Here is an 18,957-nt window from a genome sequence, read left to right as displayed (position 1 = left end):
GTTTTTAGGGGTGTATTTCGTTACAGCCCCTTCATTTTTAGCTCTCATTTTGGTTGGCTGAGAAACCGTTTTTATATGTAAATTATACAATATTATTGTTTAAATATCTCCGTCTTACTCATCACATCATGACGTAATTTTTCTTCATCGATGGTAAGTAATTCGCGGTCTTTCATGACTACTTTGCCCGCTACAATCGTTGTCTGAACATCAGACGAATTAGCCGCATAAACCAAAGAGGCTACATCATTGTAACGTGGTAACCAATGCATGCCCGTTACATCGTATAAACAAAGATCGGCGCGATAGCCTTCTTTAATGAGCCCCAAATCGTTATAATCAAGTACTTTGGCCCCTTCAACGGTGCCTAATTGTAAGGCTTGATGGGCCGGAATGGCTTTTGGATCAAAGTGAGTTGCTTTATGGAGGGTTGCCGCTAAGCGCACTTCTTCAAGCATATCGGCATTATTGTTGCTGGCGGAACCGTCGGTACCGAGACCTACGGTAATACCTTTTGCGAGCATAGCCGGCACATCGGCAATGCCGCTGGCTAATTTAAGATTGGACTGCGGATTGTGAGCGACACGCACGTTTTTGGCTTTCATGATATCAAGGTCTTCATCCGTTAAATGAACGCCGTGAGCCGCCACACAGCCCGTATCAAAGACGCCTAAATCATTGAAGTGAGCAATCGGAGTTTTGCCGGTCGCTTTAATTACATTCTCCACTTCCCCTTTAGTTTCACATAAGTGGATGTGAATTTGCGCCCCCAAGTCATGGCTGAGGTCCATGACTTTTTTCATATATTCATCGGGACAAGTATATGGCGCATGTGGCCCAAGCATTACTTTGATACGGTCATTGTCAAAACCGTGCCAATCATTGAATAAATGACGGCTATCCACCAAGGCTTGTTCGGCTGTAGGTGCTACCCCGGCCATACCGCGTGATAAAACGGCACGAATGCCGGTTTCTTTTACCACCTTGGCCGTATCGTTCATGAAGAAATACATATCGCTGAAACAAGTGGTGCCGGAACGGAACATTTCAGCGATACCTAAGCGTGTACCAACTTCTACCAATTCATTGGTTAACTTAGCTTCGGCCGGCCAAATGGCCTTTTCCAGCCAATCCATGAGTTCCAAATCATCCGCATAGTTACGGAATAAGCCCATAGCGATGTGGGTATGAGTATTGACAAGCCCCGGTGCGGCTACACGACCGTGACCGTCTAAAATGAACGCCGCATTGCCGCATTCTTTAGTAATTAATTCTTGACCGAATGGCGTCTGACTTTCTTCTTCGGTCAAAATTTTATCGATATACCCATCTTTAATAATCAAAGTTACGTTACGCAACATGTCTTTGCCGGATTCGGCACTTTCCCCGGTAATGCAATCAATATTGCGAATTACAATATCAGCCATTTATATCTCCTTTAGTTGAACCGCTACCAACGTACTCTATTCGTATTACACGACACAATCGTTTGTGCCTATAACCCCAGAGCGCCGTCTCTTATTGAACTTTATGCAAATAATCGTATTGTTCTTGAGTCAAGGCATCTAAATCGTAGCCCATGTTCTGCAATTTAACTTTAGCAATACGAACATCCAGTTCATGCGGCAAAATATGAACCGTTGCTTCCATATCTTTACCATGGTCAAGCAAGTATTCCGCAGCCAATGCCTGCATAGCAAAGGACAAGTCCATGATTTCCGCAGGATGACCATCTCCGGCGGCGAGGTTAACAAGACGCCCACCGGCTAATAAATAAAGCGTACGACCATCAGCTAAGCTATAACCTTCGATATTTTTACGAACATTTTTATGAGACACAGCCACTTCGGCAAGTTCCACACCGTTTACTTCGCAGTCGAAATGACCGGCATTACACATAATGGCTTTATCTTTCATCACTTCAAAGTGTTGTTTGCGGATTACGTCTTTACAGCCGGTTACGGTGATGAAAATATCGCCGATTGGGGCTGCTTCAATCATAGGCATTACTTTAAAACCGTCAAATACGGCTTCGATGGCTTTAATCGGATCCACTTCGGTAACGATAACATGAGCGCCAAGTCCTTTAGCACGCATAGCCACGCCTTTACCGCACCAGCCATAGCCGGCTACGACTACATTTTTACCGGTAACGGTCAAGTTAGTGGTACGCATGATGCCGTCCCATAAGGATTGGCCCGTGCCGTAACGATTGTCGAAGAGGTATTTACAATAAGAATCGTTAACAGCAATCATTGGGAAAGTCAATTTATTTTCGTTAGCCAACGCATGGAGACGATGCACGCCCGTCGTTGTTTCTTCGGAACCGCCGATTAGACGTTCTTTAGCGTCCGTACGGGTGGTGTGCAACAAGTTTACCAAATCCCCACCGTCATCGATGATAATATGCGGTTTATGGTCCAAGGCTTTATTTAAGAACATGAAGTATTCTTCTTCGGTGCAGTCATGCCAAGCATATACGGTGAGACCCATATCAACGAGGGCTGCCGCTACATCATCTTGAGTGGACAATGGATTGGAACCGGTTACGATAACATCAGCGCCCGCTTCTTTTAAAATAGTAGACAAGTACGCCGTTTTAGCTTCCAAATGAACGCTTACTACGACGGTTTTGCCTTCAAATTTATGACTGGCTTTGAATTCTTCGCGCAAGCTGTTAAGGGCAGGCATAAAATTGGACACCCATTCAATCTTCTTGCGTCCTTCCGGTGCCAATTTAATGTCTCTGATTAATGATTCCATGATAACCTCTTCTTTCTTGAAAAACATCTATAGTAAAACCGATATAAGTAGATTTTGTAGTAATGAGTATGTAAACATAGGTAGGCCTGTTTTAGACTCAACTATATTATTTGAAATCCATCAATTGATTAATATAGAACGCGTTAGCGTACAAGCTTCTTTTGTAAATCTTCAATCGCTTTATTGTAAGGTGCTTTTAAAACGCCTTCTTCGGTAATAATAGCACTTACAAGTTCATGCGGTGTTACGTCAAAAGCAGGGTTCAAAACGTCGATTCCGTCCGGTGCGGTCGGGATACCGGCAAAGCATTTAACTTCATCAGCACTGCGCATTTCGATTGGGATGTCACTGCCTTTAGCCAAGGTAAAATCAAAAGTGCTGTACGGTGCGGCTACATAAAACGGAATATTATGGGCTTTCGCCGCCAAGGCTACGCCGTAAGTACCGATTTTATTGGCCACATCCCCTTCCGTAGTGATGCGGTCGGCACCGACGATAACAGCATCAATAAGCCCCTGTTGCATAGCATAAGCAGCCATGTTATCGGTTAACAAAGTAACAGGAATACCGTCATGGTGAAGCTCAAAAGCCGTTAAGCGAGCGCCCTGCAAAAGTGGTCTCGTTTCATCCGCGTATACCCGTTCTAATTGACCGTTAGCATGAAGTTCACGAACCACGCCAAGAGCGGTACCCAAACCGGCTGTCGCCAAAGCACCGGCATTACAATGCGTTAAAATGCGTATGCCTTTTTTTCCTTCGAAAAGAGTGGCCCCCGCTTTAGCCATAGCCGCGTTTAAACCTTGGTCTTCCAAATCAATAGCTTTTGCTTCCGCTTCGATTAACGGCAACGCGTTAATCATGGTGTCGCAAGGGAATACGATATTTGTTACAATACGGTCAATGGCCCAAGCCAAATTAATGGCGGTAGGGCGTGTCTCTTTTAACGTATTGGCAAACGTCAAGAAATTAGCTCGCTGCGTTACTTCATCAGGTGCCGATTCAATGGCCTCACGGGCAGCCAAAATAAGACCGTAACCGGCGGCCACCCCGATGGCCGGTGCCCCGCGGACACGTAATTTTTTAATGGCTTCTGCCACCTGACGCCAGTCGGTACAATCGATATATTCTTCCCGGTTCGGTAATTTCGTTTGGTCTAATAAAATCAAAGAATTACCATTCCAAGTAATGCTCTTCATAGATTCACTTTTTAAGGTATCCAATGTATGAACTGCTTCTTCTAAACTCATAGTAATTCGCCCTCTTTACCTAAGGCCGCTTTAAAACCGCCGTATTCGGCCAAACGATGATGACATGGTAAATCCTGATCCGGATTAAGTTTTTCAATCGTGCGCAAAATCAAGGCTTTAAATTTATCGGACATTTCCGCCATGATATCGAGTACTTCCTGATGCGTTAGTTCAGTCGGCGAAATACCGGCGGCAAAGTTGGTTACCATAGAAATCGTAGCATAAGCAATTTCCGCTTCGCCCGCTAATACCACTTCCGGAACATTCGTCATGCCCACCGTATCGGCGCCCAGCATTTTGAACATCTTAATTTCAGCCGGCGTTTCAAAACGAGGACCTTCCGTGCATACATAAGTACCACCGTTATGAGCGTCGATATTGAGTTCCGACGCTGCTTCCATAATCACCTTGCGAAGAGCCGGTGAATAAGGATTACCAACGCCTAGATGAACAACTTTTTTACCGTTGCCGTCAAAGAAAGTAGATACACGAGATTTTGTAAAATCAAGAAATTGATCAACCAAAACGAAATGGCCCGGAGCAAAATCCGTATTTAAAGAACCTACCGCCGTAGTGGATACAATCATGGTTACGCCCAATTTTTTGAGGCCCCAAATATTGGCGCGATAGTTAATCAAATGAGGCGGAATGGAATGACCTTTACCGTGACGGGCCAGGAATATAAGCTGTTTACCCTTATAGCTGCCGCTGGTATAAGCAATTTCACCATATGGCGTTTGCATAGTCTTTTCTTCAATATTTTCAAACATAGATGGATCGTACACACCGGTACCGCCAATAACTGCGATTACACCCATTATAGTCACCTCGTCTTATCTTTCTTTACAATTAGCTTTTTACTAAAAAAATAAACCTCCGGAGCCTGAGCCCCGGAGATTCCATACCTTAGTTACTGCCCTAAGGCTCGTCTATTCTATTGTACCACAATCTAACTGATTGCGTTAATCATTTGTTTTTGAAGGTCAAAACATGTTTATCAAAAAATCTGATTAATGAGCTGCCCCATCGTTACGGGACGCTTCCGCAAAAATCTGTTTCAATTCATCACGGCTGAACTGATATTTTTCATTGCAATAATGACAAACAAGCTCAGTCGTTTCATCTTCTAGAAGCTCTTCCTTGTCGGCAGGTTGTAAGGTAGCCAAAATTTGTTCAAACCGTTCACGGCTGCAAGTACATTTAAAGGCGACATCTCCTTCATATACCTGTTCACACGTCAAACCGGCCAATACTTTTTCCACTAACCCTTCGCCATTAGGATGGGCTTCTAAATAATGAGAAATTGGTCCCAATTCATTAATATTAGCTTCTACTTGTGCCAATGCTTCATCAGTTGCATCCGGCAAAGCCTGTACGAGAAAACCGCCCGCAGCCTTAGTCGTTCTGTCCGTATTTACCAGAACCCCCAAGCTGATAGTGGCCGGAATCTGTTCCGATGTATATAAATAATAGGCCAAATCTTCAGCCACTTCACCGGTCTGCATAGGGCTTTGGGACGTGTAATCTTGACGAAGTTTGGTAAAACGAGTTACCTGTACTTCACCGTCATGACCGACAGCAGCGCCTACATCGAGTTTGCCTGCATATTTTAAAGGCACTTCCACATGCGGGTTATCCACATAACCGCGCACTGTGTTGTCGCTGAAAGCGTCCACATGAACAACGCCTAACGGGCCTTTACCGTTCAAGCGTAAGCTTACATTTTCTTCGTTTTTAAAATCCCCTGCCATTAAAAGGGCCCCTGTCATGGTACGGCCGAGAGCCGCCGTAGCTACAGGGCTCAAATCGTGACGCACTCTTGCTTCTTCTACAGTGTCAGTCGTTACGGCAAAGGCCATACGTACACCTTCTTTAGTCGTATAACGACGAATAAAATCCATATCTATTTTCCTTTCTGATACGTATAACTTAAAAATATACGTATAACTTAAAAATTCAACTTAAAATTAAATATAAAATTCAACATAAAATTTAATTCTAGCATTCACTTTAAAATTCGATTTAAAAACTAAACTAGAATATTAAACTCAAATATTAAACTCAAATATTAAACGTCAATAAGTAAACAGTGCCAATTATACTTCCAATAATTGGCACTGATACTCACTTACTATAAAACTCTTAGATTTGTTCCAACAAGTTAACCATTTCAATAGCGCCCATAGCACAATCGAAACCTTTGTTGCCTGCTTTAGTGCCTGCACGTTCAATAGCCTGTTCGATATTTTCAGTCGTAAGAACGCCGAACATAACAGGAACGCCTGTTTCAAGGCTGATATGAGCGATACCTTTGGACACTTCGCTGCATACATAATCATAATGAGTCGTGGATCCGCGAATTACAGCACCGACACAGATAATGGCATCGTATTTGCCACTGAGAGCTGCTTTTTTGGCAACGATTGGAATTTCAAACGCGCCCGGTACCCAAATTGTGTTAATATTTTCTTCCGCTACATCATGACGTAACAATGCATCCATAGCACCGCCGATTAATTTAGATGTAATGAATTCATTAAAACGAGAACCGATAATAGCAAAGCGTTTACCTGTGCCTAATAATTTACCTTCTGTAACCATCATAATAGCCTCCTAATAGTCTAAGGGATTTTCTAAAAATTAAAGCTTCAACTTCTTCTAAAATATAATAATTGGCTCATCTTATTATAGTAAATGACCCATTTTTTCTTTTTTTGTCTGTAAATAACCGGCATTGATGTTATTAGCTTTTACAATCACCGGAACCCGTTTATTTACTTTGATACCCCAGTGTTCCAAGCTGTTTTTCTTAATTGGATTATTGGTGATAAGATTTACACTCTTAATGCCCAAGAAACGAATAATTTGCGCTGCCAACGAGTATTCACGCATATCAGGCGGGAAACCTAATTCCACATTCGCTTCCACCGTATCGAGGCCTTTTTCCTGCAAGGCGTAGGCTTTAATCTTATTGGTTAAGCCGATACCGCGACCTTCCTGGCGCATGTACACAACAACGCCCTTACCTTCTTTTTCAATGGTGCGTAAGGCATTGTGAAGCTGTTCGCCGCAATCGCAACGTTTGGAGCCGAACACATCACCGGTGAGACATTCGGAGTGAACACGAACGAGTACATTTTCAAGGTCTTTCACATCGCCTTTAACGATAGCTAAATGTTCTTTGTGATCCAAGTAGTTTTTGAAAACGAAAATCTTGAAATCGCCGAATTCAGTCGGCAAATTAGATTCAGCTGCCAAGGTAATGATTGGTTCGTGCAATTTACGGTATTCGATAAGTTCGGCTACGGACGCAATTTTTAAATCATGTTTTTCGGCAAAAGCCAACAAATCATCGAGACGAGCCATATTGCCGTCATCTTTGGTAATTTCGCAGATTACGGATGCTTCCTTAAGGCCTGCCAAACGGCATAAATCGATAGATGCTTCCGTATGACCCTGACGAACCAACACGCCCCCTTCTTTATACTGCAATGGGAATACATGGCCCGGGCGACGGAAATCTTCCGGACGAGCTTTGCCGTCAACCAAGGCACGAATCGTCAACGCACGTTCGTATGGCGACACACCGGTAGTTGTATCCACATGGTCAACACTTACGGTAAAAGCCGTTTCGTGATTATCTGTATTTTTCGTCACCATTTGACCGATTTGAAGGGCGTCCAAATCCTCTTTTTTCATAGGCGTACAAACGATACCACGCGCTTCTTTCACCATGAAATTGATATTCTCCATAGTGGCAAATTCAGCGGCAACCATGAGATCGCCTTCGTTTTCACGCTTCTCGTCATCCACGATAATAACCGGTTTGCCAACCTTAATATCTTCTAATACTTCTTCAATGGTGTTCAATGTTTTTGCCATACTAGCATCTCCTTAAAACATGAATTGTAAATCTATAAAAATAAACTGTTATGAGTTTGTTATTGCTTGTTAATTATGTATTGCTACTTATCAGATAAAACCTTTGCTCATGAGCCAGTCTTTTGAAAAACTCTTTGACTCCTGCTTGGCCTCACCGGTTGCCCTCGAAGCATTGCCTGCTTCGGAACCCGAACTAGGTTCTTTGTCGAGCGTCATAAAATGACGGATATAGCGACCGGCTATATCGGTTTCTAAATTCACCACCGTACCAACCTTGGCATTAGCCAATACAGTATTGGCGATGGTGTGAGGAATGATAGAAATTTCAAAATACGTGCGCTCTCGTTTAGAAACAGTAAGACTCGCTCCGTCAACGGCGATAGAGCCTTTGTAAATGATGTAATCAAGTACATCCGGCGTTGTTTCAATGGTGAACACTACCGAATTATCCAACTTGCGGATTTGACGAATTCGTCCTTGCCCGTCTACGTGACCGGCTACCATATGACCACCGAAGCGCCCGTTTGACGCCATAGCTCGTTCCAAATTAACCGGCTGGCCGGATGTAAATTTAGAAAACGTCGTCATATTCACCGATTCAGGCATGACATCAGCCACGAACTGTTTGCCCACAAAAGATGTTACGGTAAGGCAAACACCGTTAACCGCAATGGAATCCCCGATTTTCATATCTGAAAAAATCACGTCACCCGCAATGGTGAGCCGCATGGCCTGCGCATTCCGTTGAGCGCTGACCACATGACCCACTTCTTCAATGATTCCCGTGAACATAGGCACCGCTCCTTCCTGCTAAATAGGTTTCTATTCGTATATTATTAGCTAAAATTTCAACCGATTCAAAGACTAAATCAACACCGTCGGCCAACTGATCAATGCCGGTACCGCTGATGGCACCTAAAGCGGCTTGACCGCCGATTATGGTGTTACCGATATAAGTTACGATTTTGTCAAAAGCTCGTGCTTCCACAAATGAGGCAATAACCTGACTGCCCCCTTCTACAAGGACCGAAGTAAAACCAAGTTCAGCCATTTTTGTTAAAATCTGTTCAATCGGCAGTTGCCCTTTCGTCGCTCCGGATTGTTTTATCGCTGTAGCATCGCCTGTGTCAGTCGCGACAGTCGTATTAGTCGTATTAGTCGTATTAGTCGTATCGGTCGTATTAGTCACATTAGTCCTATCATCCAAGATAATCACTTGCGCCCCCACATCTTCAAGAACTTTTATACGTGAAGTTTCACACGCAGAACTTACAAAGATATATACTTTGCGATGATCCTGCTTAAATATATTGGCATCCGTTGGTGTACGGCCCATACTATCGAGAACAATTACGTCCGGCTGATGCACCGCATACTCATTAACATCCTCCGGTTGCCAACGGCAATTAAGACTCGGATTATCGCTCAATACCGTGCCGATACCGGTTAAAATCGCATCATGAAGGGCTCGAAGTTTATGCCCGTCCCTGCGTGCCGTTTCATTCGTAATCCACTGCGAATGACCGGTCCGCGTGGCAATCTTACCGTCCAGCGACATAGCCGACTTCAAGGTAACAAAGGGCTTGCCCGTTTTTATAAACGTCAGAAAACCTTCCACCAGTTTGGCACATTCCTTTTCCAAAATGCCGGTAGTCACTTCAATCCCCGCCTCGCGAATCATCTGAATACCTTTACCGGCAACCAACGGATTCGGATCGATTAAACCAACTACAACACGTTTAATGCCCGCTTCGATAACTCGTTTCGCACAAGGCGGTGTTTTGCCGTAATGCGCACAAGGTTCGAGCGTTACATAAAGTGTCGCCCCTTTGGCATTTTCACCGGCTGCCTTTAGAGCATGTACCTCGGCATGAGCCTCGCCGGCTTTTTGATGATACCCTTCGCCGATGATTTCACCGTTTTTCACAACAACGGCACCCACCATTGGATTGGGATGGGTAAATCCGGTCGCCCGCTTGGCCAACGTTAATGCCCGCAACATATACTGCTTATCTTGTTCATATTCAGCTGTCTGCGGCTTCCCCGTATATTGTTCATCTCTCATATTATGAACTCAACTCCTAACAAAAAAGGAACTATAGTATCTATAGTCCCTGAGTTATTTACGTTATATATCGTTTATTGTTTACAATTGCTGAAAGCCTTCAATTACCTCTAATTGATTCACAGCAAATCAAAAGGCAAACGCCTTGAATCCTAACAGCTTAATTAAAACGCAAACGTATAGCGTGTCTTTTCCCATCCAGACTATACTGTCGGTCTCGGAATCGCACCGAGTCAACCCATTTCAGAGTTTGCGGACTATGACCGCCGGTCAGGAATTGGAATGCTTACATTCCGCACCTTGCCTCAAAGACTATCTATATATAATTATTTAAGATGACTCTTCCGAATCTAATTAGTATCAAATCGAGCATCTTTTCTATAGTTGATTATACTATCATTTAGCTGATAGTGCAAGAGGTTTGCACTATCCGTTTTTGTCTTCTACCGGCGGCTCTATTTTTCACATTTCCTTTTTTGATTGCCAGTTCGCCAAATTGGTTAATATAACCGCTGCCGTAACTAAGTGTGAGAAAATATAGGCCCCAACGGAGCGAAGCTAAATTGACGGCTAAACTTTTCAAAACGCGTGCCACTTTTTCTTTATGAGGCTGTGAATTAAGAAACTTCGGTCCGCCTTGATGTGACTGATTATTAGTACCCGCCGGTACATCGTTCTTGGTCGCTTGTTGTGAAAACGCATTCAAAAAGGCGGCTTCAAAGGCATGAAAAGACTGATGGACCGATTCTATTTCACGGCGTATATAAGGCCGTGGAATCTTTTTCGAAACTTCAATGTAGCTTACCATGTTCTTCAAACGCTCTACTATGTCATACAAATCCATAGTTCGGCATAATAAAATTTGGAACGGCGAGGGCAATTCTTTATAACCAAAATTAACTAAAGCTACATTGATATCGCGTATGATACGCCGGCATCCCTTGAGATAAATGCGACCATACGTAAACTCCCGTCTCTCTTTAGATTTACAAGTCATTTCTTTATTGCTTAGCCTGGTAGCATCGATTAAATCATGCAGTGAAAATGGGGCTAACATGGAGTACCGATTATGAGTAAGACAGGTATAACGCTGCTCATAATGCACTAAGTGACATATTTTAGAAATAATGATATGGGCATCCTCGACATAAGCTGCGTATTCTTCTCGCTCCCAAAGCAATTCAGGATCCATGGCTTTCATATAACCATCGTTGAACATATCCACGATTTTATCCGCATGCCGCCTGGAAAAAATATTTAATTTCAAATACTCCACTAAGAGCATGTATCCTTCATTAAAAGGCTTCATTACAGACTCTATAGGCGCAGTATCGAGCAACGACTCCTGCAGCCGCTCCTCCAAAATACACAGGAAGAAATTAAGATACTGTGGAATTATAAAATCTTTACCGGCATCAATACAATACGTTCGCTCAATCGAAGTATACGTGTCATTTTCCGCCATATATACAACACTCCCCTATAACGATAAATCCCCGCGGTCAATTAATTTAAATTCAGAAGATTCTTACCAACGCAATAATGCATACTCTTAGTCATAAACAAGACTAGAACCTGTCAACTGACCTCGTTTTTGTTAAAATACTTAGCCGCCTTCTTCCGAATCATCGTACCCATTTGAAATTCGCTACACTTAATACATGCGTTACTAAGCTGTTCCAATGGATTTGCTTACCCCCAACTACCGGCTCTCCATATCCGATATATTTCCCAAAAAATAGCGTACTAATATCATCATTTATTAGTCATTATGAAACTGCAATCATGAAAAAATCAGACATATTACCGACATGCTCTACTCTATACCTTGGCACGCAATAAATCAAGATTCATAAGTGGTAAACTTTTTCGAGTTTTCTCCGGATTTGCCTGAAAACCGCCGCTTTACTATACTAAGACTAGTGATTGCAATACACGTTTCAACAAATTAATCTGTAATATCAGAACGACTCTGTTTGTTACCGGCGAATAACTCAGTTCGTAACAGTAAAACAAATCAGTTCGTAACAGTATAACAAATCAGTTTGTAACAGCAGGCTGAAAAACTTAAAAATGAAACATCCTCGAGGAATTCTTTAATTTAAACGTATAAGGAAAAGAGGTTTTTACTATGACTCCTAATGTAGCATGGAGCGATAATCAATTAATGGCAACTATTAACGCAGCGCAGCAAAATAATGAGGCCGCTCTCAAAGCATTATGTCACAAATACGAGGGTCTTATTCACAAGTACGCTCATGTAAGCGCCGTGCAATGCGAAGCCAATGATATAGAAAGCTTACTGTGGGAAGTGTTCATTAGGGCTGTCAAAGAATACGACATTAACGGCGACGTCCCCTTCTCCGGTTTTGTCAAAAGTCGGATTAAATACGGTCAATACAATGCGTTTAGAAAACTTAGAAAACAATGGCAGCGGGAAACATTTATTATGGATCAGGCTACTGACGGTGACAATAAAACCATGACGTTTGAGGATATCTTAGCTCCTTCCGACAGTGCCGAAACAACGGCTTTAGCTAATGCAAATAAAAAAGCCGTAGCACGAGCCTTCAAGCGACTCATGCCACAGCAACAAAAACTACTCTATGCTTATTATATTGAGAATATTCCCCTGGCTCAACTGGCCAAACAACACGGCATCAGCCGCCAGGCCATGCAGCAACATAAACATCGAGCGTTAGCTGCATTGACCGTATTTTTTAACGATGAACTGAATCAATAACTATGAATAGCAATAAATACCCATGAATAGCAATGAATAACAAGAAATAACAATAATAGTTATAAGTACGTCAGTGAGGAGTTGCAAAAGATACTATGAAAATGAATCAGTTAAATAAACACTACGGAGTTGATGTAAGCGAACATAATGGCATTGTAAATTGGCAAGAGGTACGTGATGCAGGCATCGAATTTGCCATCATACGCCTTGGCTATGGTCGCGGGCATTTGGATAGTCAATTTTATCACAATGTAAACGGTGCCTTGAATGCGGGCATAAGCATTGGCGTATACTATTATTCCTATGCGCAAAACTGCAATGATGCCATCGAAGAAGCTGCTTTTGCTACCCATATCTTAAATGACTGCGGTCTCGTCCCGGCAAGACTGACTATGGGCCTTTGGTATGATGCGGAAGAAGCCCCCTACTGGGACACACAACAAATCACCAATCGTTGCAGTGCCTTCATCAATACAGCCTGGCAAGCCGGCTACGCCTATGCCGGGGTGTACGCCAATTTTGATTGGTGGACCCATCACATCGACGGTACCCAGCTCATGTGCCCTAAATGGTGCGCCCAGTATAATAGCAGCTGCGATCTACCATCGGCTCACATGTGGCAATATACCGATTCACTGAGGATTGGTGAAAAGATGTTTGACGGGGATGTGTTTTGGTCGTAAAGTAACTTTATTGAAGTTATAAAGACTTATTCAAAGAATAATATACTTTTATAGTAGAACCGGCAGTGTAAGAACATTGCCGGTTTTTATTTTCCATATTCTTTCAACTTTCCTCAAGAACATATTTTCGAAATAATCTTTAATTATGAACAACAAAGGAGTATACTAATAATCAAGAGCCGTTGTAGTGTGACTAGGTCATCTCCTTTAAGGAGGTGAGATCATGAGTGTATTCGAAGCGTTATCCCTGATGATAGCTTTTGCTACTCTAGTGGTCTTGATTCTTAAATGAAAAATGACCTAAATCGCTAAAAGTAACGACTAGGCCATTTCTCATTTTACTAGTTTTACTGGAGATGAGCCTAGCGTTGCTACACACTATGACGGCTCGTCTTATATATATCTTAACGCATTAACATATAAGCGTCAAGTAAAGCAACTACTGACTAAGCTAAGGGAATTAACTTACTCTTTCTTGCCCTATCTCAACATTAGTGTTAAGAAATTATTTACCAAATATAATGTATCAATATATAGAGCCCAATCTTGATGCAAACGATTAATAGCATCATAAAGTTGATAACAATACCGACAACGGATTTTAACACATAGAACTTACCGCCCGGTTGATCCCAGATATCGGATACGTTGCCGCAATTGTAACATTCCGTAATCTTCTTTTCGTCATAAAAACCGGCAATGTCCTTTTTCAGATACACTAATTGCAGCATTGTAAAACAACTTACAACATAGAACTCCAGTGCATAAATAATCGGCTTAACTATGGTCGGTGGCAAGTCACGGTAACCGGTTTCATAATAAATTACCGTACCATAGCATAAAATCATCAGTCCTAAAAAGAACCAACGCATTTTGATAAGTGTATCCCAATATGTCTGCATGGAGTCTCTTATTACTGTTAAAATGCCAAGCCATAAGAGCGCAACTATTAAGATCGGCAGTGAATAGTAAGGCGGCGTATATAAAAAGGAACCTAAAATCGGTATACTGCCCAAACAAAATAAAATATTTACGAAAAATCGAGCTTTTTGAGTTTCCCCACGATTACTAACCAGCATCCAAACCGTGTTCAAAACCCACGCTCCGATGACAACAATAAAAGCGTCAAACAGGGGCATCCCTACGCCAACTACTTTATGGAATATAGCAGCTATCGGTAGCAACAATACAAAGAAAAACGACAGAAACATAAATATTTTAGACTCGGACCGGTCAATAAACCGCTCTTTTAATGGCTTATTGTCATTTAGGAAAAATAAATACTTAATACGTTCCATACTTTCTACCCCCTACGTTACCTTACTCAAAAGAATTAGTGTATCAATACTGTTACGGATTTTGAGGATTCACGTCGCAGTGCCATGGGCTACTTTTGAGCATATAAAATCACCCCTACATCCGGTTACATGGTTAATATAACATAGTACCCGGACATAGGGGTGGCCCAATAAAAAACAGGTCAAATCTTTCACTAATGTTGACCTGTCTAAAATTTCTTATTTATGTTTTAAAATATCATCCAGCTTAGTAATCAACTTTTGCTTCTTACGCTGTGAAGCCTTTTCAAAATCAATAACATCTGCCATAAGTAACCTACTTTCCATACGTTGTTAACGGGTTATGCGAAATAACAAGTTATTACAAGCTATTTCAAGCCAAAAATGTGCAAAATTACTTAACCATAACAGGCAAACTCGCAATAATACGGTCTTAGCTTAGTCAATATGTTACCGCAAAATAGTACTGTTAGAACAATACCTTTTTATCTGCTTCGGTTATAGTCAGAAAATATGTTACGTCTACGTCCAGCCCTTCAGCAATGTCCAGTAACATAGCAATCGATACATTCTGATTATAGGCACCGCGTTCCACTTTATTTAAAGTGCTGGGACTAATGCCTATTTTTTCGGCCAGTTCGCGTTGCGTCAAGCCACGCAGGGTACGGTAATATGTAACTTTGGCGCCAATACACTTAAATAAACTGTTCTTTTGTTCGTCCATATTATCAAACTCCTCATTCATATCTTACTACACAGTATGACATAAATGAGCCCATCATGTAGCACATAAATAAAACCCTTATTAATATGATATATGCCACATAGCATCTTAATAATCAACAAATTTTACATATTAAAAAATGTGTAAAATTAATGAAAATCATGTTAATAATAGGATTATTTTTATCAAATTAAAATGTATTTTGACAACGAAAAAAGTGGCGACATCAATCGCCACTCTCCTATAAAGACCTCGCATAGCGAATTCTATAATTATACAGAAATAAACCTGATTGCCTTCCCTTCGCCGGTAAACGCCTATATATTAAGCCTCTTCCTTACGATGTTTGCACTTACCCGCTGTTTCACCATGCATAATGCGACGGAAGATTTCATGGGCTTCTTCGTCGGATTTACCTTCTTCTACGGCACGGTTAGCATGGGATAAGGCTTGACGGAATTTTTTATGAGCATCATCATTAGGAACTTTGTCCAAATCTTTTTTAGGATCAAAATCCATGATGAGCTTAAATAAAGCATGTATTTCTTCACTGGACATCCCCTGTTCTTTTGCCAATTCCATGTGACGCATCGCACGTTCATAACGAGCTTTACCATGTGGATCTGTTGGAATTTCACGAGTAGCGTGTTTACATTTCATAATTAATCTCCTTTCAAGAGATAACGTATTTCAAAGTAAAAAAGGTATAATTGCCTTACAAGACAATTATACCTTTTTTATCGAATTTCTTAAATATAATAAACAATGAAATTTTTTCATGTTTATTCTACAGTTTTAATTTTCGCACAGCTTCCGTTACATCCGCAGCTTGCGTAATCGCCGATATAACCGATACTCCGTCGGCGCCGCTTTTAACAATATCCGCCGCGTTATCGACCGTAATACCGCCAATGGCAACAATCGGCAAGCTTCCTGCCACCTTGCGAAGTTCTTCTACACCGTCAAGGCCAATAGGCGCTTTTGCGTCGTCTTTTGATTGGGTACCGTAAATAGGTCCGATTCCGATATAATCAGCTAAATCAACACGGGAAGCCGCATATTCTTCCGGTGAGTGAATGGATAAACCAATAATTTTATGTGGAAAACGACGGCGCACGTCTTCAATCGGATCATCGTCTTGACCGATATGAACGCCATCCACGTCTAATGCTTCTGCCAAGTCCATATCGTCATTCATGATAAATGGCACCTTATATTCTTTGCATAAGGCTTGCGCCTGTTTGGCAAAATCCAATTTAGCTTCACCGGTTAAAGAGCCATGACCTTTTTCACGGAATTGAAACATAGTAATGCCGGCCTTTAAAGCGGTCTCAATACAAGTGAGTGCAGCTGTAAGCGGATTGTTTGCGGACTTAAAATCTTGTGTACCGCAAATAAAGTATACCTTTAACTCTTCGGCTTTAAAACTATTTTTCATCAGTTTACGCCTCCACGTCCGAATCCTGAATCCGATATAAAGCATTCAAGAATTCAATTTGAAAACTACCTGGTTCAACCTTGTTATATAGGTGTTGACATTCTGTCTCCGCCATTTCACCGGCTATGGAATAGGCTTTGAGCCCCCATAAGGCAGAATTAAAGATTTCATCGTCTTGTAGTTGTGTAGAACCGATAAAGGCGCCTAAAAATCCGCCCAATAAGCAGCCTGTGCCGACAATGAGCGGCATCATGGATGAGCCGTGTTCAAATTCTACCGTCCTATTGCCGTTCGAAATACCGTCAACCGGCCCCGTGGCAATGCTTGTGACGCCAAATAACTTAGCGCATTGTTCAGCTAACTTACCCGGATTAGCTACGCCTTCACTGTCGACGCCTTTAGTTGCTACCGTTTGCGCTTCCAAACCGTCACCCGTTGCCGGATTATCAGTTTTTAATTTACTAAACTTTTCACTAACCAAGGCGGCAATCTCACCGGCATTACCGCGCAATAAAATAATTGTATGCTGTTCCAATAAGTCCATAGCAATCTGCTTCCGAAATGCACCGGCGCTGCAGGCTACCGGATCCAGCACAACCGGCACATTTAGCTTATTGGCCAATGCTACAGCTTTTTTGTAAAAAGCCGCTAACTCCGGATTTACGGTCCCAATATTTACCAATAATGCCTTGGCGTATGGCAATAAGTCTTCCAAATCCTCGATGCAGGAACTCATGGCCGGTGACGCACCAACCGCCAACAAACCGTTGGCGGTAAAGTTTTTTACCACATCGTTGGTTAAACAAATTACGAGGGGATTTTGCTCCCGTAATAATTTTATATATGACATAACTCTTCATTCCTATTTATTATTCAATCTTAAAATCAGCTTCATCTCACACGATGACCATGTGATTTACCGGGCCGTGACCTTTGCCGAGTCCCGGATTTTCTTTGATGGCTTTACTGATAAAATCCTTGCCGATGCCAACGGCCTCTACCAAAGATTTACCTTTAGCAAGTTCCGCCGTGATGACAGCGGAGAACGTGCAACCCGTGCCATGGGTGTTTGGCGTATCATAGCGTGGACTTTCAAAGGTAACGAGTTTTTCACCTTTAATATACAGATAATCCTTCGCTGTTTCGCCGAAATGGCCGCCTTTGATAATAACGGCTTTAGGGCCCATTTCATTTAAAACAAACTGAGCTGCTTTTTTAACATCAGACTCGCTTTCAATGGCAAAACCTACCAAATATTCTGTTTCCGACAAATTAGGCGTCACCAATGTGGCTACCGGCATTAATTCCGCTTTAAATTGGTCTCGTGCCTGCGCATCGATGAGATGATCGCCGCTGGTCGCCACCATAACCGGATCCATTACATATGGCACAGAGCCGTCCACATATTTACGAATGATGCGCATCATATCTACATTCGGAATCATGCCCGTTTTTAAAGCCAATGGCGGAATATCTTCAAATACACAAGCCAATTGTGCCTCAAGCATCTCCAAATCCACATTTTGAATGAGGCGAACGCCCTTTGTATTCTGCGCCACCACACTCGTTACAGCCGCCATGCCATAGACCTGACGGGCCTGAAACGACTTTAAATCCGCCATAATACCGGCACCACCGGACGGATCCGTGCCGGCAATCGTTAAAGCTGTTGGAAAGCTATTTTTATTCATGTTGTCCTCCAATTACGTGAGCCCGGAACTCTCCTTAATCCCGAGCCAAATACGAATACGGTACAACCCAATACTTACTACTATTTTACGTTATTCAGAAAAATAATTCAAAACAATTTATCTCCGACCCCATATTGCTTTTACTAATGCTTATCATGCTACTTCACCGCAACCTTTATTTGCCCAACGCCTCTCCCTCAGCCTCGATATTCTTTCTGACCGGCGCCTTGTTCGCAAGAACTTAGGGCGTGTTGCAAGGAGATATTTTAGAAAGTTGCGACTTTCACTGAAGGTGATGCACTATTATTAAGGAAAACAATACAGGTCCTCCCCCTCAGCCCCGATATTCTTTCTGACCGGCGCCTTGTTCTTTTGAATCCGTAAAGCGCTATCGATATTGCTCTGTTGCGCTTTTAATAAGGT

19 protein-coding genes and 1 riboswitch are annotated in these 18,957 nt (G+C 42.2%); of the genes, 3 read left to right on the top strand and 16 right to left on the bottom strand.

From position 1 onward, the window contains the following. Window positions 1-92 precede the first annotated feature (92 nt). From QZL64_RS11400 to QZL64_RS11355, 10 genes are all read right to left on the bottom strand, one after another. Window positions 93-1,427, bottom strand: coding sequence for an amidohydrolase (locus tag QZL64_RS11400; RefSeq protein WP_021842104.1), 1,335 nt, complete (start codon window positions 1,425-1,427; stop codon window positions 93-95). Between the two features lie 91 nt (window positions 1,428-1,518). Continuing rightward, entirely contained in the window at window positions 1,519-2,763 is a 1,245-nt protein-coding gene (locus QZL64_RS11395) for an adenosylhomocysteinase (RefSeq protein WP_021842103.1), read from the bottom strand. 143 nt (window positions 2,764-2,906) lie between these two features. After that, window positions 2,907-3,959 carry an S-methyl-5-thioribose-1-phosphate isomerase gene (gene mtnA, locus QZL64_RS11390; RefSeq protein ID WP_156703946.1) on the bottom strand — a complete coding sequence of 351 codons (1,053 nt, stop codon included), beginning with the start codon at window positions 3,957-3,959 and terminating at the stop codon, window positions 2,907-2,909. A gap of 47 nt (window positions 3,960-4,006) precedes the next feature. Then, window positions 4,007-4,828, bottom strand: a complete 822-nt coding sequence (gene mtnP / locus QZL64_RS11385; RefSeq protein WP_021842101.1) for an S-methyl-5'-thioadenosine phosphorylase — start codon at window positions 4,826-4,828, stop codon at window positions 4,007-4,009. A 192-nt stretch (window positions 4,829-5,020) separates the two neighbouring features. Beyond that, on the bottom strand, window positions 5,021-5,911 hold the full coding sequence (gene hslO / locus QZL64_RS11380) for an Hsp33 family molecular chaperone HslO (protein ID WP_021842100.1): 891 nt from the start codon (window positions 5,909-5,911) through the stop codon (window positions 5,021-5,023). A gap of 241 nt (window positions 5,912-6,152) precedes the next feature. Next, window positions 6,153-6,614: a 6,7-dimethyl-8-ribityllumazine synthase gene (ribH, locus tag QZL64_RS11375; protein WP_021842099.1), complete on the bottom strand. Its 462-nt coding sequence runs from the start codon at window positions 6,612-6,614 to the stop codon at window positions 6,153-6,155. A gap of 81 nt (window positions 6,615-6,695) precedes the next feature. After that, window positions 6,696-7,892, bottom strand: a complete 1,197-nt coding sequence (locus tag QZL64_RS11370; protein ID WP_021842098.1) for a bifunctional 3,4-dihydroxy-2-butanone-4-phosphate synthase/GTP cyclohydrolase II — start codon at window positions 7,890-7,892, stop codon at window positions 6,696-6,698. 90 nt (window positions 7,893-7,982) lie between these two features. Further along, a complete protein-coding gene (locus QZL64_RS11365; RefSeq protein WP_021842097.1) occupies window positions 7,983-8,684 on the bottom strand; it encodes a riboflavin synthase in 702 nt (233 codons plus the stop codon). Next, window positions 8,665-9,957 carry a bifunctional diaminohydroxyphosphoribosylaminopyrimidine deaminase/5-amino-6-(5-phosphoribosylamino)uracil reductase RibD gene (ribD, locus tag QZL64_RS11360; RefSeq protein WP_021842096.1) on the bottom strand — a complete coding sequence of 431 codons (1,293 nt, stop codon included), beginning with the start codon at window positions 9,955-9,957 and terminating at the stop codon, window positions 8,665-8,667. Before ribD ends, QZL64_RS11365 begins: the two co-directional genes overlap by 20 nt. A gap of 182 nt (window positions 9,958-10,139) precedes the next feature. Then, window positions 10,140-10,274, bottom strand: a riboswitch (FMN riboswitch). An 83-nt stretch (window positions 10,275-10,357) separates the two neighbouring features. Beyond that, window positions 10,358-11,422: a hypothetical protein gene (locus QZL64_RS11355; RefSeq protein ID WP_021842095.1), complete on the bottom strand. Its 1,065-nt coding sequence runs from the start codon at window positions 11,420-11,422 to the stop codon at window positions 10,358-10,360. A 666-nt stretch (window positions 11,423-12,088) separates the two neighbouring features. On the opposite strand from QZL64_RS11355, the gene QZL64_RS11350 reads away from it, so the two are divergent. The 3 genes from QZL64_RS11350 to QZL64_RS14590 all read left to right on the top strand — a co-directional run bounded on the left by QZL64_RS11350 (window position 12,089) and on the right by QZL64_RS14590 (window position 13,675). Beyond that, window positions 12,089-12,700, top strand: a complete 612-nt coding sequence (locus QZL64_RS11350; RefSeq protein ID WP_021842094.1) for an RNA polymerase sigma factor — start codon at window positions 12,089-12,091, stop codon at window positions 12,698-12,700. Between the two features lie 95 nt (window positions 12,701-12,795). Further along, window positions 12,796-13,383: a GH25 family lysozyme gene (locus QZL64_RS11345; RefSeq protein ID WP_021842093.1), complete on the top strand. Its 588-nt coding sequence runs from the start codon at window positions 12,796-12,798 to the stop codon at window positions 13,381-13,383. Between the two features lie 223 nt (window positions 13,384-13,606). After that, complete coding sequence (locus tag QZL64_RS14590; RefSeq protein WP_226974403.1) at window positions 13,607-13,675, top strand: putative holin-like toxin; 69 nt, start codon at window positions 13,607-13,609, stop codon at window positions 13,673-13,675. A 217-nt stretch (window positions 13,676-13,892) separates the two neighbouring features. Here the strand turns inward: QZL64_RS14590 and QZL64_RS11340 are convergent, their stop codons facing one another. The 6 genes from QZL64_RS11340 to thiD all read right to left on the bottom strand — a co-directional run bounded on the left by QZL64_RS11340 (window position 13,893) and on the right by thiD (window position 18,534). Continuing rightward, window positions 13,893-14,681, bottom strand: coding sequence for a hypothetical protein (locus tag QZL64_RS11340; protein ID WP_021842092.1), 789 nt, complete (start codon window positions 14,679-14,681; stop codon window positions 13,893-13,895). Between the two features lie 469 nt (window positions 14,682-15,150). Further along, on the bottom strand, window positions 15,151-15,405 hold the full coding sequence (locus QZL64_RS11335; protein ID WP_021842090.1) for a helix-turn-helix domain-containing protein: 255 nt from the start codon (window positions 15,403-15,405) through the stop codon (window positions 15,151-15,153). 324 nt (window positions 15,406-15,729) lie between these two features. Further along, window positions 15,730-16,065 (bottom strand): hypothetical protein, encoded by a 336-nt coding sequence (locus QZL64_RS11330; RefSeq protein WP_021842089.1) that lies wholly within the window; start codon window positions 16,063-16,065, stop codon window positions 15,730-15,732. A 127-nt stretch (window positions 16,066-16,192) separates the two neighbouring features. Beyond that, complete coding sequence (gene thiE, locus QZL64_RS11325; protein WP_021842088.1) at window positions 16,193-16,843, bottom strand: thiamine phosphate synthase; 651 nt, start codon at window positions 16,841-16,843, stop codon at window positions 16,193-16,195. 4 nt (window positions 16,844-16,847) lie between these two features. Then, complete coding sequence (locus QZL64_RS11320) at window positions 16,848-17,693, bottom strand: hydroxyethylthiazole kinase (RefSeq protein ID WP_021842087.1); 846 nt, start codon at window positions 17,691-17,693, stop codon at window positions 16,848-16,850. A gap of 46 nt (window positions 17,694-17,739) precedes the next feature. Then, a complete protein-coding gene (gene thiD, locus QZL64_RS11315; protein ID WP_021842086.1) occupies window positions 17,740-18,534 on the bottom strand; it encodes a bifunctional hydroxymethylpyrimidine kinase/phosphomethylpyrimidine kinase in 795 nt (264 codons plus the stop codon). Between the last annotated feature and the right edge of the window lie 423 nt (window positions 18,535-18,957).

Source organism: Veillonella sp. CAG:933 (assembly GCF_000431435.1).
In the GTDB taxonomy this organism is placed as follows: Bacteria; Bacillota; Negativicutes; order Veillonellales; family Veillonellaceae; genus Veillonella_A.
The sequence above is the reverse complement of the archived record's forward strand: the minus strand, read 5'-3'. Positions and strand labels throughout refer to the sequence as shown.

Bases quoted from the DNA above. Each gene is read 5' to 3' on its own strand.
- QZL64_RS11395 (WP_021842103.1), bottom strand. From the start codon at position 2,763: ATGGAATCATTAATCAGAGACATTAAATTGGCACCGGAAGGACGCAAG.
- QZL64_RS11350 (WP_021842094.1), top strand. From the start codon at position 12,089: ATGACTCCTAATGTAGCATGGAGCGATAATCAATTAATGGCAACTATT.
- QZL64_RS11320 (WP_021842087.1), bottom strand. From the start codon at position 17,693: ATGTCATATATAAAATTATTACGGGAGCAAAATCCCCTCGTAATTTGT.
- thiD (WP_021842086.1), bottom strand. From the start codon at position 18,534: ATGAATAAAAATAGCTTTCCAACAGCTTTAACGATTGCCGGCACGGAT.
- QZL64_RS11400 (WP_021842104.1), bottom strand. From the start codon at position 1,427: ATGGCTGATATTGTAATTCGCAATATTGATTGCATTACCGGGGAAAGT.
- mtnA (WP_156703946.1), bottom strand. From the start codon at position 3,959: ATGAAGAGCATTACTTGGAATGGTAATTCTTTGATTTTATTAGACCAA.
- thiE (WP_021842088.1), bottom strand. From the start codon at position 16,843: ATGAAAAATAGTTTTAAAGCCGAAGAGTTAAAGGTATACTTTATTTGC.
- QZL64_RS11355 (WP_021842095.1), bottom strand. From the start codon at position 11,422: ATGGCGGAAAATGACACGTATACTTCGATTGAGCGAACGTATTGTATT.
- ribH (WP_021842099.1), bottom strand. From the start codon at position 6,614: ATGATGGTTACAGAAGGTAAATTATTAGGCACAGGTAAACGCTTTGCT.
- QZL64_RS11335 (WP_021842090.1), bottom strand. From the start codon at position 15,405: ATGGACGAACAAAAGAACAGTTTATTTAAGTGTATTGGCGCCAAAGTT.
- ribD (WP_021842096.1), bottom strand. From the start codon at position 9,957: ATGAGAGATGAACAATATACGGGGAAGCCGCAGACAGCTGAATATGAA.
- QZL64_RS11330 (WP_021842089.1), bottom strand. From the start codon at position 16,065: ATGAAATGTAAACACGCTACTCGTGAAATTCCAACAGATCCACATGGT.
- mtnP (WP_021842101.1), bottom strand. From the start codon at position 4,828: ATGGGTGTAATCGCAGTTATTGGCGGTACCGGTGTGTACGATCCATCT.
- QZL64_RS11370 (WP_021842098.1), bottom strand. From the start codon at position 7,892: ATGGCAAAAACATTGAACACCATTGAAGAAGTATTAGAAGATATTAAG.
- QZL64_RS11340 (WP_021842092.1), bottom strand. From the start codon at position 14,681: ATGGAACGTATTAAGTATTTATTTTTCCTAAATGACAATAAGCCATTA.
- QZL64_RS11365 (WP_021842097.1), bottom strand. From the start codon at position 8,684: ATGTTCACGGGAATCATTGAAGAAGTGGGTCATGTGGTCAGCGCTCAA.
- QZL64_RS11345 (WP_021842093.1), top strand. From the start codon at position 12,796: ATGAAAATGAATCAGTTAAATAAACACTACGGAGTTGATGTAAGCGAA.
- hslO (WP_021842100.1), bottom strand. From the start codon at position 5,911: ATGGATTTTATTCGTCGTTATACGACTAAAGAAGGTGTACGTATGGCC.